The following is a 20,331-nucleotide window of genomic DNA, read 5'->3' as shown; positions in this document are numbered from 1 at the left end:
GCCCGTCCTTGCTCGCCCGGTGCGGGGCCCGGGCAGACCGGTGCGGCTGTCCCGCCCGTGTCACCATTAGGCTCCCCGTCATGACCTCCACGCAGCGACCCGCACGAACCAGCGCCCGGGGATGGGTCCTCGGCACGGTCGGCGGGGCCCCCGTCGTCGTCGCCCCCACCTCCCTGCTGCTGGGACTGCTCCTCGCCGGCTCCTGGCTGCCGCTGGTCCAGTCCAGCCTCGGTGCGCTCGGCTGGGGCACCGTCATCGGCGTCGTCGTCCTCACCGTCATGGGCGTGGCCGTGAGCGTCCTGCTCCACGAGCTCGCGCACGGGCTGACCGGCACCCTCCTGGGCCGCCGTCCGGTCCTGTACCAGCTGCACCTGTGGGGCGGGCGCACGACCTTCGGCGCCGCCACCGGCTGGCGGCCCTGGAAGGACGCGCTGACCTCCCTGGCGGGGCCGGCGACCAACCTCGTGCTGTGGGCCCTGTGCGGTTGGGCCCAGCGGTCCCTCGACCTGCCCCTGGGGATCTCCTTCACCCTGTGGGCCCTGACCTGGGTCAACCTCGCCCTGGCGGTCTTCAACGCCCTGCCCGGGCTTCCGCTCGACGGCGGGCACGCCCTGGCCGCGCTGGTGGAGCAGGTGAGCGGACGCCGTCGTCTGGGTCTGCGGGCCGCCGCCTGGGGCGGGCTCGGCGTCGTCGCCCTCATCGCCTGGTACTGGGTGCTGCGCCCCCTGGTGCTCCTGCACCGCCAGCCGGAGGCCTTCAACCTCATGCTCGTCGTCCTCGTGGCCTGGCCCATCGCCTCCACCTGCTGGAGGGTCCTGGGGCTGGGGCGCCGGAGCCGTGCCGCAGCGCGCCTCGACCTGCGCCGCCTCCTTCAGCCCGTCGCCACCGTCAATGCTGCAGCACCCGTGAGCCGGGTGCGTGCCATCCTGTCCGACGGCGCCCGGCTCGTGCTCGTCTCCGACGGCGTCCGACTCCTCGGCACCGTTGACGCCGTTGGCCTGGATGAGCTCGGGTTGCTGGACGAGCACGCCGCCACCGCCGGCCAGGTGTGCACGGCCCTGCCCGCGCGCGCCGTTACCAGCCAGCTGACGGGGGAGCAGGCCGCTGCCGCGCTCCAGGCGGCCCGCAGCCTCTCGCGCTGGCTGCTCGTCGTCGAGGGCGGCACGGTCCTCGGGGCGGTGCCCACCGGCGCCCGGTGAGTGCTCTTTCAGGAGGCTGATACTGATGCCCATGACAGCTGAGACCGTTGCCGCCCTGGCCCGTGAGAGTGAACGGGCCCTCGAGACCGAGCGCTTCATGGCGGAGGACTCACCCTTACCCGCTCACGTCGTCGTCACGCACGGCAGCGCGCGCACTCAGACGCTGCAGGTGCGCATGAACGATGACGAGCTTGAGCGGCTGCGTCAGGCGGCGCAGCGGCGCGGTACCACGCTCTCCGCCTTCGCCAGGACCATTCTCCTGTCGGCCCTTGAGGAGGGCACGGACGCGCGGGCGCTGCTGCGCCGCGTACGCGCCGACCTCGACGTGCTGGAGTCCGTCGTCGTCGAGTGACCACGCAAGCCACGTTTCTCGAGAAGGGCGGCGACGTCGTCGGGCACCGGCTGGACCGGGCGTGTGAGCGCCACGCAGGCCTCCTGGGGATCGGGCTTCTAGGGGAACTGGAGGACTCTACCGGAGCGCGCCCGGACTGGGGCCCGCCCCTTCCACCGTGGACACCGCAGCAGGGCCCAGGTCCCGCTCACTACACTGCCCTGCGATGAGTGAAGAGCAGCAGACCGGCCACGAGGCGCCGTCCCCCGCCTACGACCCCGCCCAGGACACGGTGGTCGTCCCCACAGCGCCCGCGCGCTACGACGAGCAGGACCCGACCTCACCCAAGCAGGCCATGCCCACGCTGCCCCCGCGCATGCTCACCCAGGACGTCCTGGGCCAGGCCGGGAGACGCGGCCCCTTCCGCTACGGCGAGCGCGTCCAGGTCACGGACGTCAAGGGCGCCAGGCACACCTTCCAGCTCGACCCCCGCGGCTACTTCCAGTCCGGTCGAGGCTCCTTCCACCACCGCGACGTCGTCGGCCTCGACGAGGGAACCGTCCTGACCACCGCCTCCGGCCACGAGCTCCTCCTCCTGCGCCCCCTGCTGGCCGACTACGTCCTGTCCATGCCCCGCGGCGCCCAGGTCGTCTACGCCAAGGACTCCGGCCAGGTCATCGCGCTGGGCGACATCTTCCCCGGCGCCCGCGTGCTCGAGGCCGGCGTCGGCTCCGGCGCCCTGACGATGAACCTCCTGTCCGCCATCGGGGAGAGCGGCCACCTGCTGTCCATCGAGCGACGCACCGACTTCGCCCAGATCGCCGCCTCCAACGTCGACTCCTGGTTCGGCCGCCACCACCCCGCCTGGGAGCTGCGCACCGGGGACTTCGCCGAGGTCACCGCCGCCCGCGTCGCCGGCGCGAGCGTCGACCGCGTCGTCCTGGACATGCTCGCGCCCTGGGAGAACATCGCCGAGAGCGCCCGCGTGCTCGTGCCCGGAGGCGTCCTCCTCGCCTACGTCGCCACCACCACCCAGCTCTCGCGCACCGTCGAGGCGCTGCGGCACTCTGCGCTGTTCACCGAGCCCGCCTCCTGGGAGTCGATGGTGCGCACCTGGAACGTCGACGGCCTGTCCGTGCGCCCGGACCACACAATGGTCGCCCACACGGGTTTCCTGCTCACCGCCCGCCGCCTGGCCGCCGGCTCCACGCCGCTGACCCGCAAGCGCCCGCCCGCCCGCGGCGCCTATGACGAGGGCGGCTACTGGCTGCCTGAGGACGTCAAGGAGCGCACGAGCACGGACCGCAAGGTCCGACGCGTCCTGCGCGACAGCCTCGCCAAGCAGCCCCTGGACGCCACCCCCGTCCTCAGCGGCACCCCGGATGACGAGGAGCCCGACGGCGATGCCTGAGTCCCAGCACCACCAGCCGGCCCGTCCCCGGCCCACCACCCCACCCGAGGTGCCCGCCGCCCCGCAGGACCTGGGCACGCCCTCGCCCTCCTTCACCTCCCACCAGCTGCGCGAGGCCCGCGCCGAGGCCGTGAGCCTCGCCGCCAAGAACGAGCGGCTGGTCACGGCCCTGACCGCGGCGCGCGAGCAGATCACCGAGCTGGCCACCCAGCTCGACGCCGTCACCCTCCCGCCGGTCACCCTCGCCCTGCTCACCGCCCTGCCGGCCGCGTGTGCCGAGGCCGCCCGGCACACGCGGGCCCCCGCACCAACCGACCCCGGGCACGCGGCCTCCCACGCCTGCGTTGACACCGACGCTGCGCCCCTCGAGAGCCCCGCAGAGGTCGAGGTCGCCCTCGGCGGGCGCACCATGCGCCTGGGCCTGCACCCCGGCCTCGAGGCCTCCCGCCTCAGCGTCGGCCAGCTCGTCGCCGTCAACGACCAGATGCTCGTCGTCGACACCCTGCCCGCCCCCGACACCGGAGAGGCCGTCATCCTCGACGAGGTCCTGGCCCCCGGACGGGCCGGAGCGCGCGCCCTGGTCACCACCGGCTCCGGCGCCACCCGCGTGCTCACCCTCGCCGGGCACCTGGACCCCGCCGCCCTCCAGCCGGGGGACACGCTCGCCGCCGACCTGCGGGCCGACGTCGCCACCGGGCGCGTGGAGCGCACGAGCGTCGAGCAGCTCGTCGTCGCCGAGACCCCGGACGTCTCCTGGGAGGACATCGGAGGCCTCGGCCCCCAGATCGAGGAGATCCGCGACGCCCTCGAGCTGCCCTTCCGCCACCCCGGGCTGTACCGCTCCTACGGGCTGCGCGCCCCCAAGGGAGTCCTGCTGTACGGGCCCCCCGGCTGCGGCAAGACCCTCATCGCCAAGGCCGTGGCCACCTCCCTGGCCGACAGCGCCGGCGGTGCGGCCTCGGGCCGCTCGGCCGCCTTCCTCAACATCAAGGGACCCGAGCTGCTGAGCAAGTTCGTGGGCGAGACCGAGAGGCAGATCCGCGCGATCTTCGAGCAGGCCCGCAAGGTCGCCGCCGAGGACCGTCCCGTCGTCATCTTCTTCGACGAGATGGAGGCCCTGTTCCGCACCCGCGGCACGGGCGTGTCCTCCGACGTCGAGACGATGATCGTCCCCCAGGTGCTCGCCGAGATCGACGGCGTGGAGTCCCTGCGCAACGTCGTCATCATCGGCGCCTCCAACCGCGAGGACATGATCGACCCCGCCATCCTGCGGCCGGGCCGTCTGGACGTGAAGATCCGCATCGACCGGCCCGACGCCGTCGGCGCCCTCGAGATCATGTCGCGCCACCTGACCGCCGACCTCCCGCTGGACCCCGCCGAGCTCGCCGCCCACGACGGCGACGCCCGGGCCACCGCCCAGGACATGTGCCGGGCCGCCGTCGGGGCCCTGTACGCGCGCACGCCCGCCAACGCGGTCCTGGAGATCACCTACGCCTCCGGCGCCACCGGCACCCTGTACCTGGCGGACCTCGCCAGCGGCGCCATGCTCGCCGCCGTCGTGCGGCGGGCCAAGACCCAGGCCGTCAAGGACGAGCTCGCCGGCGGCCCCGGCGGCCTGTCCACCGCGGCCCTGCTCGCGGCCGTGGCCACTGAGGCCCGCCAGAACGAGGAGATCACCGGGGCCACCAACCCCGAGGGGTGGGCGCGCGTCGTCGCCCACCGCGGCGAGTCCATCCGCGCCGTGCGGCGCCTGGGGATCGACACGGCCCGCCGGAAGGAGCAGGTGTGAGCAGCTCGTCCACCGCGCCGCACACCGAGACGACGGCGAAGACCCAGCCGGAGGCGCCCGTGCAGGCGGCCGGAGGCGCAGTGGTGACCGAGCCCGTCCACCGCGCCGTCGGCCTCGAGACCGAGTACGGGGTCCTGCAGCCGGGCAACCCCTACGCCAACGCCGTCGCCATGTCCGCCCGCGTCGTCGCCGCCTACGCCACCGTCTCCCGCCCGGGCCTGACCGGTGCCGACGGCGCCCCGGTGCCGGCCGTGCGCTGGGACTACGAGGGCGAGGACCCGCTGGCCGACCTGCGCGGCGGCCACCTCGAGCGCGCCAGCGCCCACCCCTCCATGCTCACCGACGACCCCACGCGCCCGGCGCCCTCCGGCGAGGCCGCCGAGGACCTGCCACCCGCCCCCTGGGGCGCCCGCCCCCGCCCCAGCGACGCCGAGGCCGCCCTGCCGCGCGCCACGACGGCGGTCCTGGCCAACGGCGCGCGCCTGTACGTCGACCACGCCCACCCCGAGTACTCCTCACCGGAGGTCCTCACCCCCCTGGACGCCCTCACCTGGGACCGGGCCGGGGAGGTCGTCGCCCGGCGCGCCATGACCGCCCTGTCCCAGGGCGACGACGGCGCGCGGGCCGAGGAGGTCGTGCTCTACAAGAACAACGTCGACGGCAAGGGGGCCGCCTACGGCTCCCACGAGAGCTACCTCGTGCGCCGCGACCTGCCCTTCGACCTGCTGGTCGCCGCCCTCATCCCCTTCCTCGTCACACGCCCCGTCATCGCCGGCGCCGGGCGGGTGGGCGTTGGCCAGCGCTCCGAGCGCGCCGGCTTCCAGATCAGCCAGCGGGCCGACTACGTGCAGACCGACGTCGGCCTGCAGACCACCTTCAACCGGCCCATCGTCAACACCCGTGACGAGCCGCACGCCGACGCCGCCCGCTGGCGCCGCCTGCACGTCATCAACGGCGACGCCAACCGCCTCGACGCACCCGTGTACCTCAAGGTCGCCACCACCAGCCTCCTGCTGTGGTACCTCGAGCGCGCCCACGCCCGCGGTGAGGACCTCGGCGCGCTCACGGGCCTGGCCGACCTCGAGCTCGTGCGCGACCCCGTCGAGGAGCACTGGGCCATGTCGCACGACACGAGCCTGACCCACGAGCTCGCGACCGCCTGCGGGCCCCTGACCGCCCTCGCCATCCAGCGCCGCTATCTTGGCCTCGTGCGCACGGCCGTCGAGCAGGACGCGCGGGCAGGAGCCTTCACCGGACCGGACACCCGTGCCGCCCTCGCCCTGTGGGCCGAGGTGCTGAACGGGCTCGAGGCCTACGCGGCCGCCCTCGGCACACCCGAGGAGGCGGACGCGACCGCCGTCGTGGCCCGTGACGTCGAGTGGGTCGCGAAGAAGCAGCTGTGCGAGGCCCTGCGCGCGCGCACCGCCACCGGCTGGGACGACGAGCGCCTGGCGGCCCTCGACATCCAGTGGGCGGACCTGCGCGCCGGCAAGGGGATCGCGGAGAGGCTCATCGCCGCCGGGCGCACCCGGCGCCTGGTGACCGACGCCGAGGTCGAGCGGGCTGCGGACGAGCCCCCGTCCGGCACACGGGCCACCGTGCGCGGCCGGGCCGTGGCCGGCACGCCCGAGGTCGTCGCCGCGTCCTGGACGAGCCTCGTCCTCGACGTGCCCGGCCGTGGGAGCCTGCTGCGTCTGGCGCTGCCCGACGTCGCCTGCGACGAGGACCGGGCCCGGGCGCTGCTCGAGGTGCTGCACGCCGCCGCGCGTCCCGCCACCGACTGACCCGACCCGATTGGGCCCCGCACCACCACCGGAGGAAGACTGACCCCATGAGCCTCAACGAGCAGATCCAGCCCACCGGCGGCCCCGCCGAGGACACGGGCGACCTCGGCCCCGCCACCGCCGGCCAGGTCCAGGTCACCGGCGTCGACGACATCCTCGACGAGATCGACGCCGTCCTGGAGACCAACGCCGCCGCCTTCGTCCAGGGCTTCGTGCAGAAGGGCGGCGAGTGACGTGACGGCCCCGGCGCGTCGCGTCATCGGCATCGAGACGGAGTACGGCATCACCTGCGCCTCCACCACCGGGGGAGTGCCGCCGCTCGACGCGGACCACGCCGCCCGCGAGCTCTTCGCCCCCGTCGTCGCCCGGGGCCGCTCCTCCAACGTCTTCACCCGCTCCGGCGCCCGTCTCTACCTCGACGTCGGCTCCCACCCCGAGTACGCCACCGCCGAGTGCGACCGCCTCGAGGACCTGCTCGCCCAGGACCGGGCCGGTGAGATCCGCATGGCGCGCCTGGCGCAGCAGGCCAACGACCGCCTGACCGAGCAGGGCGTGCCCGGCCGCATCCACCTGCTCAAGAACAACCTCGACGCCCAGGGCAGTGGCTTCGGCTGCCACGAGAACTACCTCGTGCGACGTCGCGGAGGCTTCTGGAACGACGCCCGCACCCTCGTGGCCCACCTCGTCACCCGCCAGGTCCTCGTCGGCGCCGGGCACGTCATGGACGCGCCGGACGGCAGCGGCGCGCGCTACGTCTTCTCCCAGCGCGCCGACCAGATGGAGGACGCCGTCTCCTCCGCCACCACCCGCTCGCGCCCCCTCATCAACACCCGCGACGAGCCCCACGCCGACGCCGAGCGCTACCGGCGCATGCACGTCATCGTCGGGGACTCGAACATCGCCCAGGGCTCCACGCTGCTCAAGACCGGGCAGATGGACCTGCTGCTGTCCTACCTCGAGGAGGGCGGCTCCCTCACGGACCTCCAGCTCTCCCAGCCCATGCGCGCGATCCGCGACACCTGCCACGACCTCACCGGCACCGTGCTCCTCGAGCTCGCGGACGGGCGCACCATCACCCCCCTCGACCTGCAGGAGGAGCACCTGGCGCGCGTGAGCCGGCACGGGCACGGCAGCGACCTGACGCCGCTGCACCGCGACGTCCTGGACCTGTGGGAGCGGGGCCTGAGCGCCGTGCGCCACCAGCGTCCCCAGGACGTCGCCACCGAGCTGGACTGGGCTGCCAAGCACCAGCTGCTCACCCGCTACGCGCAGCGCGCAGGAGCCGGCCTGGACGACCCCCGGGTCGCCCGCCTGGCGCTGGCCTACCACGACGTGTCCGCCACCGACGGGCTGCGCGGACGCCTGGAGGCCGCCGGCCTGCTGCGACGCTGGGTCCCCGAGGCCGCCTGCGAGACCGCCACGCGGGTCCCGCCGGCCACCACCCGGGCCCACCTGCGCGGCACCGCCATCGGCCGGGCCGAGGACCTGCGCCTCGACCTCACCGCGGACTGGGTCAACCTCAAGCTGGACGACGGGCGCACGGCCCCGGTCGCCCTGCGCGACCCCCTCGCCGCAACCGACGCGCGGGTCGACGCCCTGCTGGAGACGATGGACGCCCTGGCCGCGGCCCGGGACGGGCAGGTGCCCGCCGGCGTCTGAGGGGCGGCACGGGCCGTGACAGTGGACGTCTGACATACTCGGTGACCTCATGACTGACGACGAGACGACCCCGGGCACCGCCGTGCCCAGCGACGCCACGCTGCCCGTGGAGGCCGGGCCCGTGCTACCCGCTCCTGCGCCCGATGGCAGGCCCATGACCCGCAAGCGTCTGCGCGAGCTCGAGCGAGCCCGTCAGGTGGAGGCCGAGCGCACCCGCCAGGCCGGGCCGGAGCCGGCTCCCGGGGCCGCCACTGCCCCGACTGATCCGACTGAGCCTCCCGCCGTCACCGGAGCCCAGCGCGCCATCGGCGCCACCCTCGGCCGCCCCCGCCCGCGTGGCAAGGCCGCCGTCGCGCTCGCCGTCCTCGCGGTCCTGGCCGTCGTCCTCGTCCCCCTCGGCCTGGCCCACCGCGGCGGTGGGCTCTCCGGGGACACCGCCTTCGCCACCCTCGGCTCGGCCACCGCGTCACTGCCCGCCGTCGGCTCCGACGCCCCCCTCACCGACGTGCTCGAGGTCGCCGGGCGGCTCGGCTCGACACCCGTCGTCTCCCTGCTGGCCTCGGCCGCGCCCCCCGCCGACGTCCTCACCGACGTCCTCCTCGAGGGCGACGGCCGCACCGTCAGCAGCGGGGACGCGGTCCTGCTGTCCGTCTCGGTCTTCAACGGCACCGACGGCACCAACACCACCGGCACCGCCGCAGGCACGCGGCTCTACCGGGGCCTGCTCGAAGCCTCCCAGGTGGGGCAGGTGCTCGCCAGCGCGGTCGAGGGCACCACCGAGGGCACCCGCCTCGTGCTGCGCGCCCCCGCCGAGGCGGCGGACGGCAGCCTCTGCACCGAGATCACCGTCGTCGACGTCCTGCGCACGAGCGCCAACGGGACCACCCGTGAGCCGCCCGAGGGCACGCCGCTCGCCGTCCTCGACCCGGACGGCACCATGTCGGTCTCCCTCAACGGCCTCGCGGCCCCCACCCGTCCGAGGGCCGCCGTGCTCATCGAGGGCGACGGGCCCCAGGTGTCCTCCACCGACACCGTCGTCGCCCGCTACCAGACGGTCTCGTGGAACGACGCCACAGTGCGCACGGACAGCTACGGCTGGGACGTCGCACCGGGCACGATCCAGATGACGGACACCCTCACGGGCATCTCCTCACTGCTCGTCGACGTCACGGTCGGCTCACGCGTCGTCCTGTCCTTGCCGGCGGACCAGGCCCGTGGGGAGGAGCCGGTCGCCGTCGTCATCGACGTCCTCGCCGTCGTCTCCGAGGACGCGCTCACCGACGTCAGCGACGCGCCCAGCCCCACCGCCAGCCCCGAGGTCGTGCGCGTGACCCCCTCGGCCACCCCCACCGGCTCCTAGGACAGGGCGCTGGACACGTCGGCAGGCTGCCGTCGCCGGCGCGCTACCCTGACCGCGAGCCGAGGGCGCGCCCACCGCACGGGCGCCGGCGGAACGACAGGAGCACCCATGAGCGTCGCCGTGCGCGTCATCCCCTGCCTCGACGTCAAGGACGGCCGCGTCGTCAAGGGCGTCAACTTCCAGGGGCTGAGGGACGCCGGCGACCCCGTCGAGCTCGCCCGCCGCTACGACGAGCAGGGCGCCGACGAGATCACCTTCCTGGACGTCTCGGCCTCCTCAGAGGGCCGGGCCACGATGCTCGACGTCGTCTCCGCCACCGCGGAGCAGGTCTTCGTGCCGCTGACCGTCGGCGGGGGAGTGCGCAGCGTCGACGACGTCGCCACCCTGCTCGCGGCCGGCGCCGACAAGGTCGGGATCAACACCGCCGCCATCGCCCGCCCCGAGCTGCTGACCGAGGTCTCCCGGCGCTTCGGTGCCCAGGTCATCGTCCTGAGCGTCGACGCCCGCCGCTGCCCCGAGGGCGTGAGCACCCCCTCCGGCTACGAGGTCACCACCCACGGCGGCCGGCGCTCCACCGGCATCGACGCCGTCGAGTGGGCCGTGCGCGCCTGCGAGCTGGGCGCCGGGGAGATCCTCCTCAACTCCATGGACGCCGACGGCGTCACCGGCGGCTTCGACCTCGAGATGCTCGACGACGTCCGCTGCCGGGTGGGCGTGCCGCTCATCGCCTCCGGGGGCGCCGGACGCCCTGAGGACTTCGCCGTGGCCGCGGACCACGGTGCCGACGCCGTCCTGGCCGCCAGTGTCTTCCACTACGGCACTATGACCGTCGGCGAGGCCAAGGCCGCCCTGCGCGCCGCCGGCCACCCCGTGCGCTGACACCCGCCCCGGACCGACGCACCGACGCACCGACCAAGGAGACCGCTCCGTGACCGACCACGCCCCCACCGGGCTCGCCCCCGCGATCGCCGCCCGCCTCAAGCGCGACGAGCACGGCCTCGTCGCCGCGATCATCCAGCAGCACGACACCCGCGAGGTCCTCATGCTCGGCTGGATGGACGACGAGGCCCTGCGCCGCACCCTCACCGAGGGGCGCGTGACCTTCTGGTCGCGCTCGCGCCAGGAGTACTGGCGCAAGGGCGACACCTCCGGCCACTACCAGTACGTCAGGTCGGTGAGCCTGGACTGCGACGGCGACGCCCTGCTCGTCGAGGTCGACCAGGTCGGGGCCGCCTGCCACACGGGAGCACGCACCTGCTTCCTCACCGGAGGGGACCTGGGGGCCGCCGTCGGCACCCGCGCCTGAGCCCCACCCGGCCGGGGGACGGATTTGCCAGGCCGAGGCGCCACCGAGGACGATGGGAGCGCAGGACGTCGCCGTCTCCCGAGGAGGTGCACCGTGATCGACTTCCCCGAGCTCGCCGCTGCGGCCCGCGCCGCCGTCGCCGAGCGCGAGCAGCGCGTGAGCCTCGACGCCCTGCGCGAGGCCGCCCGCCAGGTCCCCAGCAGCGCCGACGCCGCCAGGGCCCTGCGCTCCCAGGGGCGCGCCGTCTCCGTCATCGCCGAGGTCAAGCGCGCCACCGCCACCTTCGCCGACCTCAGCGGCGTCGGCGACGTCGCCGTGCTCGCCCGCTTCTACGAGGCCGGGGGCGCGGCCTGCGTCTCCGTGGTCACCGAGCCCACCCACGCCCACGGGGACCTCGCGGACCTCGACGCCGTGCGCCGGGCCGTGGACGTGCCCGTCATGGTCAACGACGTCGTCGTCACCCCCTACCAGGTCCACGAGGCGCGCGCCCACGGCGCCGACCTGCTCATGCTGGACGCCCGCCTGGAGACGATCGTCCTGGAGTCGCTCATCGAGCGCACGCACTCGCTGGGCATGCTCGCCGTCGTCGAGGCCCACTCGCGCTGTGAGGCCCTGACCGCCGTCGAGGCCGGTGCCCGCGCGATCTTCGTCGACGCCCGCGACCCCGCCTCGCGCCGCGTGGACCGCTCGCGCTTCGAGCAGGTCGCCGAGCTGCTGCCCTCCTCCGTCATCCGCATCGCCGGAGGCGGGGTCGCGGGCGCGCGCGACGTCATGACCTACGCGAGGACCGGGGCGGACGTCGTGCTCGTCGGCGAGGCGCTCATCCGCTCCGCCGACCCCCAGCAGTCCGTCGCCGAGCTCGTCGCCGCCGGCTCCCACCCCTCCCTGCTCAACGCTGTCCACCGAGAGGCCCTGTGAGTGCACCCCATTGACGCTGCCGTCGCCGCCTTGGCGACGTCCATCCCCAGCCCCTCGCAGGGCGTGTGGCACCTGGGGCCCGTCCCGCTGCGCGCCTACGCCTTCTGCATGCTCACCGGCATCTTCGTCGCCGCCTGGTGGACCCACCGGCGCTACCGGGCCCGCGGCGGGGACGAGGACACGACCTACGACATCGCGCTGCTGTCCGTGCCCCTGGGCATCATCGGGGCCCGGGTCTACCACGTGCTGTCCTCACCGGACGCGTACTTCGGGCCCGACGGGGACCTGTCCCTCATCCCGCAGATCTGGCGCGGCGGCCTGGGCGTGTGGGGGGCGATCCCCGCGGGCATCGCCGCCGGCGCCTGGCTGCTGCACCGGCGGGACCTGAGGCTTGGGCCCTTCGCGGACTCCGTCGCCCCGGCCTTCCTCGTCGCCCAGGCCATCGGCCGGCTCGGCAACTGGTTCAACCAGGAGCTCTTCGGGGCGCCGACGACGCTGCCCTGGGGGCTGGAGATCGACGACGCCCACCTGCCCGCCGGCTTCGCCTCCGGCACGCTCTTCCACCCGACCTTCCTGTACGAGGCGCTGTGGAACCTCGCGGGCGCCGCCTTCCTCCTGTGGCTCGAGAGGCGGCTGCGTGCGCGCGACGGCGCCGTCGGGGGCCGGCTCATCTGGGCGTACCTCATGGTCTACGCCTGCGGGCGCGTGTGGATCGAGTACCTGCGCATCGACGAGGCCGAGCACGTGCTCGGGCTGCGCCTGAACGTGTGGACCTCGGTCGTCGTCGGGCTCATCGGACTGGTCGGCTACGTCGTCGCCTCCCGCCGCCCGCCCAGCGACGTCATCGCCCGGGAGGGGGCCCGGCAGGACCCGGCCGAGGAGGTCGTCGAGGCGGAGGCGCCCCCGTCCGCGTGACGAAGGTCCCAACGTCACGGTGCTGCTCGCACCGCTTCGATTCTGGCTTCCCGGTCCCGTAGGCTGAGACCATGCGTAGAGCCAAGATCGTGTGCACCCTCGGCCCCGCGACCGACTCCCCGGAGCAGGTTCAGGCGCTGGTCGACGCGGGCATGAACGTCTGCCGTATCAACCGCTCCCACGGCCGTGCGGAGGACCAGGAGGTCCTCATCGCACGTGTGCGCGACGCCGCTGAGGCCTCCGGCCGGTCGGTCGCCATCCTCGTCGACCTCCAGGGCCCCAAGATCCGCCTGGGCACCTTCGTCAACGACCAGAAGGTCATGCTCAACAAGGGCGACGAGTTCACGATCACCACCGAGGACGTCCTCGGCACGGTCAAGCGCTGCTCCACCACCTTCAAGGGCCTGCCCGGCGACTGCCGCCCCGGCGACCGCCTCCTCATCGACGACGGCAACGTCGCCGTGCGCGTGACCGCCGTCACCGACACCGACGTCGTCACCCGCGTCGAGGTCCCCGGCTACGTGTCCAACAACAAGGGCATCAACCTGCCCGGCGTCGCCGTCTCCGTCCCGGCCCTGAGCGAGAAGGACCGCGACGACCTGCGCTGGGCCCTGAGGATCGGCGCCGACCTCATCGCCCTGTCCTTCGTGCGCGACGCCAACGACATCGCCGACGTCCACGAGATCATGGACGAGGTCGGCGTGCGCATCCCCGTCATCGCCAAGATCGAGAAGCCGCAGGCCGTCGACAACCTGCTCGACATCGTCTCCGCCTTCGACGGCATCATGGTGGCCCGTGGCGACCTCGGCGTCGAGATGCCCCTCGAGGCCGTGCCGCTCGTCCAGAAGCGCGCCATCGAGCTCGCCCGCCGTCAGGCCAAGCCGGTCATCGTCGCCACCCAGGTGCTCGAGTCGATGATCCAGAACCCGCGCCCCACGCGCGCCGAGGCCTCCGACTGCGCCAACGCGATCCTCGACGGCGCGGACGCCGTCATGCTCTCCGGTGAGACGAGCGTGGGCGCCTACCCCATCGAGGCCGTGCGCACCATGGCCCGCATCATCGAGAACGTCGAGGAGAACGGCGGCGAGCGCATCGCCGGCCTCGGCTCCTACCCGCAGACCCGTGGCGGCGCCCTCACCCGCGCAGCCGCGGAGATGGGCGAGCAGCTCGACGCCACCTACCTCGTGACCTTCACGCAGTCCGGCGACACCGCCCGACGCCTGTCACGCCTGCGCTCTCCCATCCCGCTGCTGGCCTTCACCCCGCTGAGCACGACCCGCAACCAGCTCTCCGTGTCCTGGGGCGTGTCCACCTACGAGACCCCCGAGGTCCGCCACACCGACGAGATGGTCGCGCAGGTCGACGAGGTCCTGCAGGAGAAGTCGCTCGCCCAGCCGGGAGACCAGATCATCATCGTCGCCGGCATGCCGCCGGGCACCCCCGGCTCCACCAACTCCATCCGCGTGCACACCGTGGGAGAGACCGGCGACTACCGGATCTGAGACGCACACGCGAAAAGGGCCCCGTGCCGGCAGGACGCCGGTAGGGGGCCCTCGCCATGCTGACGCCCGTCAGCAGCAGGAGGTGGCCATAGACGACTCGCCCGGCACCCCAGTCGCTGGGGTGCCGGGCGAGAACGTGCCCCCGGTGGGACTCGAACCCACAACCCTCCGATTTTGAGTCGGATGCCTCTGCCAGTTGGGCTACGGGGGCCCTGCCGCGCGTCTGGGACGGCAGGGCCGGCCGCCGTCCTGCACGCAGCGCGCCCGAGCATACTAAGGTTGCCCCGTGAGCAACGAGTCCATGAGCGCCCCCGAGTCCACCACCAGCCGCCGAGTCGTCGTCGCTGAGGACGAGACCCTCATCCGCCTGGACATCGTCGAGACCCTGACCGAGGCCGGTTACGAGGTCGTCGGAGAGGCCAGCGACGGAGAGGAGGCCGTGCGCCTCGTCGACGAGCTCGAGCCCGACCTGTGCGTCATGGACGTCAAGATGCCCGTCATGGACGGCATCACCGCGGCGGAGAGGATCCTCGACAAGCACTCCGTCGCCGTCGTCATGCTCACCGCCTTCTCCCAGACCGACCTCGTGGAGCGCGCGAGCGCCGCGGGCGCCATGGCCTACGTCGTCAAGCCCTTCACCCCCGCGGACCTCATCCCCGCCGTGGAGATCGCCGCCTGCCGCCACGAGGAGCTGCAGTCCCTGGAGAACGAGATCGCGGACCTGCAGGAGCGCTTCGAGACCCGCAAGCGCGTGGACCGCGCCAAGGGCCTGCTCATGGAGAAGATGGGCCAGACCGAGCCCGAGGCCTTCCGCTGGCTGCAGAAGACCTCCATGAACCGCCGCCTCACCATGCGCGAGGTCGCCGACGCCGTCATCGAGCAGGTCGGCGGCGGCAAGGAGTGAGCCGGGGCCGGGAGGAGCCTCAGCCGACCTCGGTGTAGAGGCTGCGCAAGGTCCCCCGGGCGACGGTGCGCCCCTCGTCGTCACTGACCGTCACCTCGTGAACCGCCGTGCGCCGCCCCTGGTGCACCGGCACCGCCACGGCCGTCACGTGCCCCGCCCGCACCGGCCGCAGGTGGGAGACGTGCAGCTCCGCCCCCGCGGGCACCGTGCCCTCAGGCGCGGACTGCCGGGCCGCCACGGAGGCCGCCGTCTCGATGAGCGCCGCGCTGGCCCCGCCGTGCAGGATCCCCACCACCTGGGTGGCCCCGCGCACCGGCATCCGCACGACGACCCGCTCGCGCCCGCGCTCGACCACCTCCATCCCGAGCGTCGTCATGAGCGTGCCCTGCTCCCAGGCCTCCAGGCCCGCCCTCACGGCGCTGGGCGCCGAGACGGCCGAGCCGGCCGGCCGCGGGGCGGGGAAAGGGCGCGTGCCGTGCACCGGGAAGGCCACCGGGGCCTCGACGCCGGCCGGCGGCTCGGCGGGGGAGGGGGCGGCCAGGACGTCCTCATCGCTCATGCCCGTAGGCTGGCACGGTGAGCACCACCAAGACCACCCCGACCGCCGACACGCCCAGCCCCGAGCCGCGTGGCCGGCTCCTGCTCATCGACGGCCACTCGATGGCCTTCCGCGCCTACTACGCGCTGCCGGTGGACTCCTTCACCACCTCCACCGGCCAGGCCACCAACGCGGTCCACGGCTTCACCTCCATGTTCCTGTCCCTGATGGAGAACGAGGGGCCCACGCACGTCGCCGTCGCCTTCGACCTGGCGGGCGGCACCTTCCGCACCCAGGAGTACAGCGGTTACAAGGCCACCCGTGACGCCACCCCGGAGCCCTTCGCCGGCCAGGTCGAGCTCATCCAGGACGTGCTGGCCGCCATGGGGGTGCGCACCGTCACGGCCCCCGGCTACGAGGCCGACGACATCCTCGCCACCCTGGCCGCACGGGCCCAGGAGCAGGGGATGGAGGTGCTGGTGTGCTCCGGCGACCGCGACTCCTTCCAGACCGTCACCGACCGCTGCACCGTCCTGTACCCGGTCAAGGGCGTGTCCACCCTGCGCCGCATGACCCCCGCGGAGGTCGAGGAGCGTTACGGCGTGCCCCCGCAGCGCTACCCGCACCTGGCAGCCCTCGTCGGCGAGACGAGCGACAACCTGCCGGGCGTGCCCGGGGTGGGCCCCAAGACCGCCGCGAAGTGGATCAACCTCTACGACGGCCTCGAGGGCGTCATCGCTCACGCCGAGCAGATCACCGGCAAGGCCGGCCAGTCCCTGCGCGAGCACCTCGACGACGTCCTGCGCAACCGCAGGCTCAACCGCCTGCTGACGGACCTCGACCTCGGCATCGACCCCGCCGCCGACCTCGCCGCCGGCGGCGCCGACCGCGCCGCCCTGTCCCGCGTCATGGAGTCCCTCGAGTTCCGCACCCTCGCCCAGCGCGCCCAGCGCGTGCTCACCTTCTCCGACTCCGCGGCGCCCGGCGGGACCGACGACGACGCCCTCACCGGCCCCACCACCGACGTCCTCGGCCGGGACCTCCAGCCCGGCGACGTCGGCCGCTGGATCCACCGCCACCTCGGTGACGCCGGTGTCCTGCTCGGCCTCGACGTCGTCGGCACGCTCCTGCCCGGGCAGGGCGACGCCCGCCTGCTGGCCGTCACCGACGGGCGCCGGGCGCTGGCCGTCGACCTGGCCGAGCTCAGTGTCGACGACGAGTCCGAGCTGGCCGAGCTGCTGGCGGACCCGGACCACCCCAAGGTGGTCGCGGACGCCAAGGGCGTGTGGCACGCCCTGCGCGCCCGGGGCCTCGACCTCGACGGCGTCGTCGCCGACCCCTCGCTCGCCGGCTACCTGTGCCGCCCCGAGCAGCGCGCCTACGACGTCGCCTCCCTCGCCCAGCGCTGGCTCGGCATCGACCTCGACGCCCCGGGGCACGAGGCGGCGCCCTCGGCGGGCGAGGAGCAGTCCGCCTTCGACCTCGAGGCGCTGGCCGACGACGACGCCGCCCCGACCCAGCTGCTCGCCTGCGCCCGCCGCGCCGGCATCCTCCTGCCGCTGCAGGAGGCCCTTGACGCGCAGATGGCCGCGCGCGGCGTCGCACAGCTCTACACTGACCTGGAGATGCCCGTCGCCGCCCGCCTGGCCCAGATGGAGGACGCGGGCATCGCCGTCGACGACGCGGTCCTGGCCGAGCGCGAGAGCGAGCTCGACGCCCGTGTCACCCGCGCCGCCGAGTCCGCCTACGAGGCGGCCGGGCACGAGGTCAACCTCTCCAGCCCCAAGCAGCTCCAGACCGTCCTCTTCGACGAGCTCGGGATGCCGCGCACACGCCGCACCAAGACGGGCTACACCACGGACGCCGGGGCCCTGGCGGACCTGTACGCCAAGACCGGCCACCCCTTCCTCCAGCACCTGCTCGAGCACCGCGACGCCATCAAGCTGCGCCAGACCGTCGAGGGCCTGCGCAAGGCGGTCCTGCCCGACGGCCGCGTCCACACGACCTTCCAGCAGACCGTCGCAGCCACCGGCCGCCTGTCCTCGACGGACCCCAACCTGCAGAACATCCCGGCCCGCGCCGAGGAGGGGATGCGCATCCGCGAGGCCTTCACCGTGGGCCGGGGCTACGAGTGCCTGCTCACCGCGGACTACTCCCAGATCGAGATGCGCATCATGGCCCACCTGTCCGGTGACGAGGCCCTCGTCGAGGCCTTCCGCTCGGGCGAGGACCTGCACCGCTACGTCGCCGCCCTCGTGCACGGCATCGACGTCGAGGACGTCACCGCCCAGCAGCGCAGCCACGTCAAGGCCATGAGCTACGGCCTGGCCTACGGCCTGTCCACCTTCGGCCTGGCCAAGCAGCTGGGCATCGGCAACGCCGAGGCGACGGACCTGCGCGACGCCTACTTCGACCGCTTCGGCAAGGTGCACGACTACCTCGAGGACGTGGTCGAGCAGGCCCGGCGCGACGGCTACACCGAGACCATGCTCGGCCGTCGCCGCTACCTGCCGGACCTCACGAGCGACAACCGACAGCGCCGAGAGATGGCCGAGCGGGCCGCCCTCAACGCCCCCATCCAGGGCAGCGCCGCGGACATCGTCAAGAAGGCGATGATCGACGTCGCCGACCGCCTCGAGGAGCTGGGGCTCGCCTCCCGGATCCTCCTGCAGATCCACGACGAGCTCCTGCTCGAGGTGGCCCCGGGGGAGGCCGGTGCCGTCGAGGAGGTCGTGAGGCGGATGATGCCGGGGGCCGCGGACCTGTCCGTGCCGCTGGACGTGTCGGTCGGGCTGGGGCGCACCTGGCGCGAGGCCGCCCACTGAGGCCCGGGCGGCCGGGCGGGTCCGAGGTCCTGCCCGTCGGCCGCGGGCCCCGCGCCGCGGCGCCGCATGTGACTGATGACATGACAGGCCGGGCCTTGTTCGTCGGAACCGCCAGGTTCTTCCGCTGGGACGGTGCTGGTAGAGTCCTGTAGGTGCGCCCCTGGGCGCCCGTGAGGGCCCCACCGCGCAGCGGTGCCAGTCCGGGCTGGCCCGAGGCGACGGGGGACGCGCGGTACCTGACCACCCGACCCATCTGTCCGCATTCGGAGCAACCACTCAATGACCACCAACACGCCCAGCCCCGCCCCGGTCGCCGTCAACGACCTCGGCTCGACCGAGGAGATCCTCGCCGCCGTCGACGAGACCATCAAGTACTTCGACGACGGCGACATCGTCGAGGGCACTGTCGTCAAGGTCGACCACGACGAGGTCCTCCTCGACATCGGCTACAAGACCGAGGGCGTGATCCTCGCTCGTGAGCTGTCCATCAAGCACGACGTCGACCCCGACGAGATCGTCTCCGTCGGCGACGAGATCGAGGCCCTTGTCCTCCAGAAGGAGGACAAGGAGGGCCGTCTGCTCCTGAGCAAGAAGCGCGCCCAGTACGAGCGCGCCTGGGGCACCATCGAGCGCGTCAAGGAGGAGGACGGCGTCGTCACCGGCACCGTCATCGAGGTCGTCAAGGGCGGTCTCATCCTCGACATCGGCCTGCGCGGCTTCCTGCCCGCCTCCCTCGTCGAGATGCGCCGCGTGCGCGACCTGCAGCCTTACGTCGGCCGCGAGCTCGAGGCGAAGATCATCGAGCTGGACAAGAACCGCAACAACGTGGTCCTCTCCCGCCGCGCCTACCTCGAGCAGACCCAGTCCGAGGTCCGCACGAACTTCCTCCAGACCCTGCAGAAGGGTCAGGTCCGCACCGGTGTGGTCTCCTCCATCGTCAACTTCGGTGCCTTCGTGGACCTCGGCGGCGTCGACGGCCTCGTCCACGTCTCCGAGCTGTCCTGGAAGCACATCGACCACCCGTCCGAGGTCGTCGAGGTCGGCAACGAGGTCACCGTCGAGGTCCTCGACGTCGACTTCGACCGCGAGCGCGTCTCCCTGTCGCTCAAGGCGACGCAGGAGGACCCGTGGCAGGCCTTCGCCCGCACGCACGCCATCGGCCAGGTCGTCCCCGGCAAGGTCACCAAGCTCGTCCCCTTCGGCGCCTTCGTCCGCGTCGAGGACGGCATCGAGGGCCTGGTCCACATCTCCGAGCTGGCCCAGCGCCACGTCGAGGTGCCCGAGCAGGTCGCCAAGGTCGGTGACGAGGTCTTCGTCAAGGTCATCGACATCGACCTCGAGCGCCGCCGCATCTCGCTGTCCCTCAAGCAGGCCAACGAGGGCGTCGACCCCGCCTCCGAGGACTTCGACCCGTCGCTGTACGGCATGGCCGCCGAGTACGACGAGAACGGCAACTACAAGTACCCCGAGGGCTTCGACCCGGAGACCAACGAGTGGCTCGAGGGCTACGACGCCCAGCGCGAGGCCTGGGAGGCGGAGTACGCCGCCGCCCACGCCCGGTGGGAGGCCCACAAGGCCCAGGTCGCCAAGGCTCTCGAGGAGGACACCGAGACGGGCGACGCCACCGCCCCGGCCGGCGCCACCTCGTACTCCTCCACCTCGACCGAGTCCGCCGGCACCCTCGCCTCCGACGAGGCGCTGGCCGCTCTGCGCGAGAAGCTGACCGGCAACTGAGAACGCTGAGCAGCCGGGCGCCCGAGCCCGGAGGCTGACAGCATCACCTCGGCGTCGCCCCGACCACCCCGGTGGTCGGGGCGACGCCGTGCCCGTCCCCGTGTCCAGGCGCGGGGACGGCCCTGCGCCCGGCGTGAGGAGCGGTCCCTGCCCGGC

The 20,331-nt window shown here is 73.5% G+C and carries 17 protein-coding genes and 1 tRNA gene; 16 read left to right on the top strand and 2 right to left on the bottom strand.

The window, feature by feature from the left end; all coding sequences use genetic code 11:
• The first annotated feature begins 80 nt into the window (after positions 1–80).
• From H6X67_RS05175 to pyk, 13 genes are all read left to right on the top strand, one after another.
• Positions 81–1,199 (top strand): site-2 protease family protein, encoded by a 1,119-nt coding sequence (locus tag H6X67_RS05175; protein ID WP_249368998.1) that lies wholly within the window; start codon positions 81–83, stop codon positions 1,197–1,199.
• 31 nt (positions 1,200–1,230) lie between these two features.
• Positions 1,231–1,551, top strand: coding sequence for a DUF6290 family protein (locus tag H6X67_RS05170; protein ID WP_249368997.1), 321 nt, complete (start codon positions 1,231–1,233; stop codon positions 1,549–1,551).
• A 355-nt stretch (positions 1,552–1,906) separates the two neighbouring features.
• Positions 1,907–2,941 (top strand): tRNA (adenine-N1)-methyltransferase, encoded by a 1,035-nt coding sequence (locus H6X67_RS05165; protein WP_249369009.1) that lies wholly within the window; start codon positions 1,907–1,909, stop codon positions 2,939–2,941.
• Entirely contained in the window at positions 2,934–4,730 is a 1,797-nt protein-coding gene (gene arc, locus H6X67_RS05160; RefSeq protein ID WP_249435465.1) for a proteasome ATPase, read from the top strand. The genes H6X67_RS05165 and arc overlap by 8 nt, the downstream gene beginning before the upstream one ends.
• An 80-nt stretch (positions 4,731–4,810) precedes the next feature.
• On the top strand, positions 4,811–6,514 hold the full coding sequence (locus H6X67_RS05155) for a proteasome accessory factor PafA2 family protein (RefSeq protein ID WP_249435471.1): 1,704 nt from the start codon (positions 4,811–4,813) through the stop codon (positions 6,512–6,514).
• A gap of 47 nt (positions 6,515–6,561) precedes the next feature.
• Positions 6,562–6,747 (top strand): ubiquitin-like protein Pup, encoded by a 186-nt coding sequence (locus tag H6X67_RS05150; RefSeq protein ID WP_249368752.1) that lies wholly within the window; start codon positions 6,562–6,564, stop codon positions 6,745–6,747.
• A gap of 1 nt (position 6,748) precedes the next feature.
• Complete coding sequence (gene pafA / locus H6X67_RS05145; protein ID WP_249368753.1) at positions 6,749–8,173, top strand: Pup--protein ligase; 1,425 nt, start codon at positions 6,749–6,751, stop codon at positions 8,171–8,173.
• Positions 8,174–8,222: 49 nt separating this feature from the next.
• Entirely contained in the window at positions 8,223–9,533 is a 1,311-nt protein-coding gene (locus H6X67_RS05140) for a hypothetical protein (RefSeq protein ID WP_249368754.1), read from the top strand.
• A gap of 108 nt (positions 9,534–9,641) precedes the next feature.
• Positions 9,642–10,412, top strand: a complete 771-nt coding sequence (gene hisF / locus H6X67_RS05135) for an imidazole glycerol phosphate synthase subunit HisF (RefSeq protein ID WP_249368755.1) — start codon at positions 9,642–9,644, stop codon at positions 10,410–10,412.
• 49 nt (positions 10,413–10,461) lie between these two features.
• Positions 10,462–10,839 carry a phosphoribosyl-AMP cyclohydrolase gene (gene hisI, locus H6X67_RS05130; protein ID WP_249368756.1) on the top strand — a complete coding sequence of 126 codons (378 nt, stop codon included), beginning with the start codon at positions 10,462–10,464 and terminating at the stop codon, positions 10,837–10,839.
• Positions 10,840–10,932: 93 nt separating this feature from the next.
• Positions 10,933–11,757 carry an indole-3-glycerol phosphate synthase TrpC gene (locus H6X67_RS05125; protein WP_249368757.1) on the top strand — a complete coding sequence of 275 codons (825 nt, stop codon included), beginning with the start codon at positions 10,933–10,935 and terminating at the stop codon, positions 11,755–11,757.
• Positions 11,758–12,672 carry a prolipoprotein diacylglyceryl transferase gene (gene lgt, locus H6X67_RS05120; RefSeq protein ID WP_249368758.1) on the top strand — a complete coding sequence of 305 codons (915 nt, stop codon included), beginning with the start codon at positions 11,758–11,760 and terminating at the stop codon, positions 12,670–12,672.
• A gap of 71 nt (positions 12,673–12,743) precedes the next feature.
• Entirely contained in the window at positions 12,744–14,174 is a 1,431-nt protein-coding gene (pyk, locus tag H6X67_RS05115; RefSeq protein WP_249368759.1) for a pyruvate kinase, read from the top strand.
• A gap of 137 nt (positions 14,175–14,311) precedes the next feature.
• On the opposite strand, the gene H6X67_RS05110 is transcribed toward pyk, so the two are convergent.
• Positions 14,312–14,385, bottom strand: a tRNA-Leu gene (locus H6X67_RS05110).
• A gap of 90 nt (positions 14,386–14,475) precedes the next feature.
• Between H6X67_RS05110 and H6X67_RS05105 the strand changes: the two genes are divergently transcribed.
• A complete protein-coding gene (locus tag H6X67_RS05105) occupies positions 14,476–15,078 on the top strand; it encodes an ANTAR domain-containing response regulator (protein WP_250649043.1) in 603 nt (200 codons plus the stop codon).
• Between the two features lie 19 nt (positions 15,079–15,097).
• Here the strand turns inward: H6X67_RS05105 and H6X67_RS05100 are convergent, their stop codons facing one another.
• Entirely contained in the window at positions 15,098–15,637 is a 540-nt protein-coding gene (locus H6X67_RS05100) for a PaaI family thioesterase (protein WP_249368761.1), read from the bottom strand.
• A 101-nt stretch (positions 15,638–15,738) separates the two neighbouring features.
• Here H6X67_RS05100 and polA point away from each other — a divergent pair, with 101 nt between their 5' ends.
• Positions 15,739–18,441 carry a DNA polymerase I gene (gene polA, locus H6X67_RS05095; RefSeq protein ID WP_249368767.1) on the top strand — a complete coding sequence of 901 codons (2,703 nt, stop codon included), beginning with the start codon at positions 15,739–15,741 and terminating at the stop codon, positions 18,439–18,441.
• 279 nt (positions 18,442–18,720) lie between these two features.
• Positions 18,721–20,175: a 30S ribosomal protein S1 gene (gene rpsA / locus H6X67_RS05090; RefSeq protein WP_249368762.1), complete on the top strand. Its 1,455-nt coding sequence runs from the start codon at positions 18,721–18,723 to the stop codon at positions 20,173–20,175.
• The last annotated feature ends 156 nt before the right edge of the window (positions 20,176–20,331 follow it).

The sequence above is a fragment of the Actinomyces sp. AC-20-1 genome (assembly GCF_023369555.1).
Classification (GTDB): domain Bacteria; phylum Actinomycetota; class Actinomycetes; order Actinomycetales; family Actinomycetaceae; genus Actinomyces.
Note: the sequence above shows the minus strand (reverse complement) of the source record. Positions and strands in the feature narration are given on the sequence as shown.

Coding starts and splice junctions, on each gene's coding strand:
- pyk (WP_249368759.1), top strand. CDS start 12,744: ATGCGTAGAGCCAAGATCGTGTGCACCCTCGGCCCCGCGACCGACTCC.
- hisF (WP_249368755.1), top strand. CDS start 9,642: ATGAGCGTCGCCGTGCGCGTCATCCCCTGCCTCGACGTCAAGGACGGC.
- H6X67_RS05105 (WP_250649043.1), top strand. CDS start 14,476: ATGAGCGCCCCCGAGTCCACCACCAGCCGCCGAGTCGTCGTCGCTGAG.
- H6X67_RS05170 (WP_249368997.1), top strand. CDS start 1,231: ATGACAGCTGAGACCGTTGCCGCCCTGGCCCGTGAGAGTGAACGGGCC.
- H6X67_RS05150 (WP_249368752.1), top strand. CDS start 6,562: ATGAGCCTCAACGAGCAGATCCAGCCCACCGGCGGCCCCGCCGAGGAC.
- H6X67_RS05175 (WP_249368998.1), top strand. CDS start 81: ATGACCTCCACGCAGCGACCCGCACGAACCAGCGCCCGGGGATGGGTC.
- polA (WP_249368767.1), top strand. CDS start 15,739: ATGGCCTTCCGCGCCTACTACGCGCTGCCGGTGGACTCCTTCACCACC.
- H6X67_RS05140 (WP_249368754.1), top strand. CDS start 8,223: ATGACTGACGACGAGACGACCCCGGGCACCGCCGTGCCCAGCGACGCC.
- arc (WP_249435465.1), top strand. CDS start 2,934: ATGCCTGAGTCCCAGCACCACCAGCCGGCCCGTCCCCGGCCCACCACC.
- H6X67_RS05100 (WP_249368761.1), bottom strand. CDS start 15,637: ATGAGCGATGAGGACGTCCTGGCCGCCCCCTCCCCCGCCGAGCCGCCG.
- rpsA (WP_249368762.1), top strand. CDS start 18,721: ATGACCACCAACACGCCCAGCCCCGCCCCGGTCGCCGTCAACGACCTC.
- H6X67_RS05165 (WP_249369009.1), top strand. CDS start 1,907: ATGCTCACCCAGGACGTCCTGGGCCAGGCCGGGAGACGCGGCCCCTTC.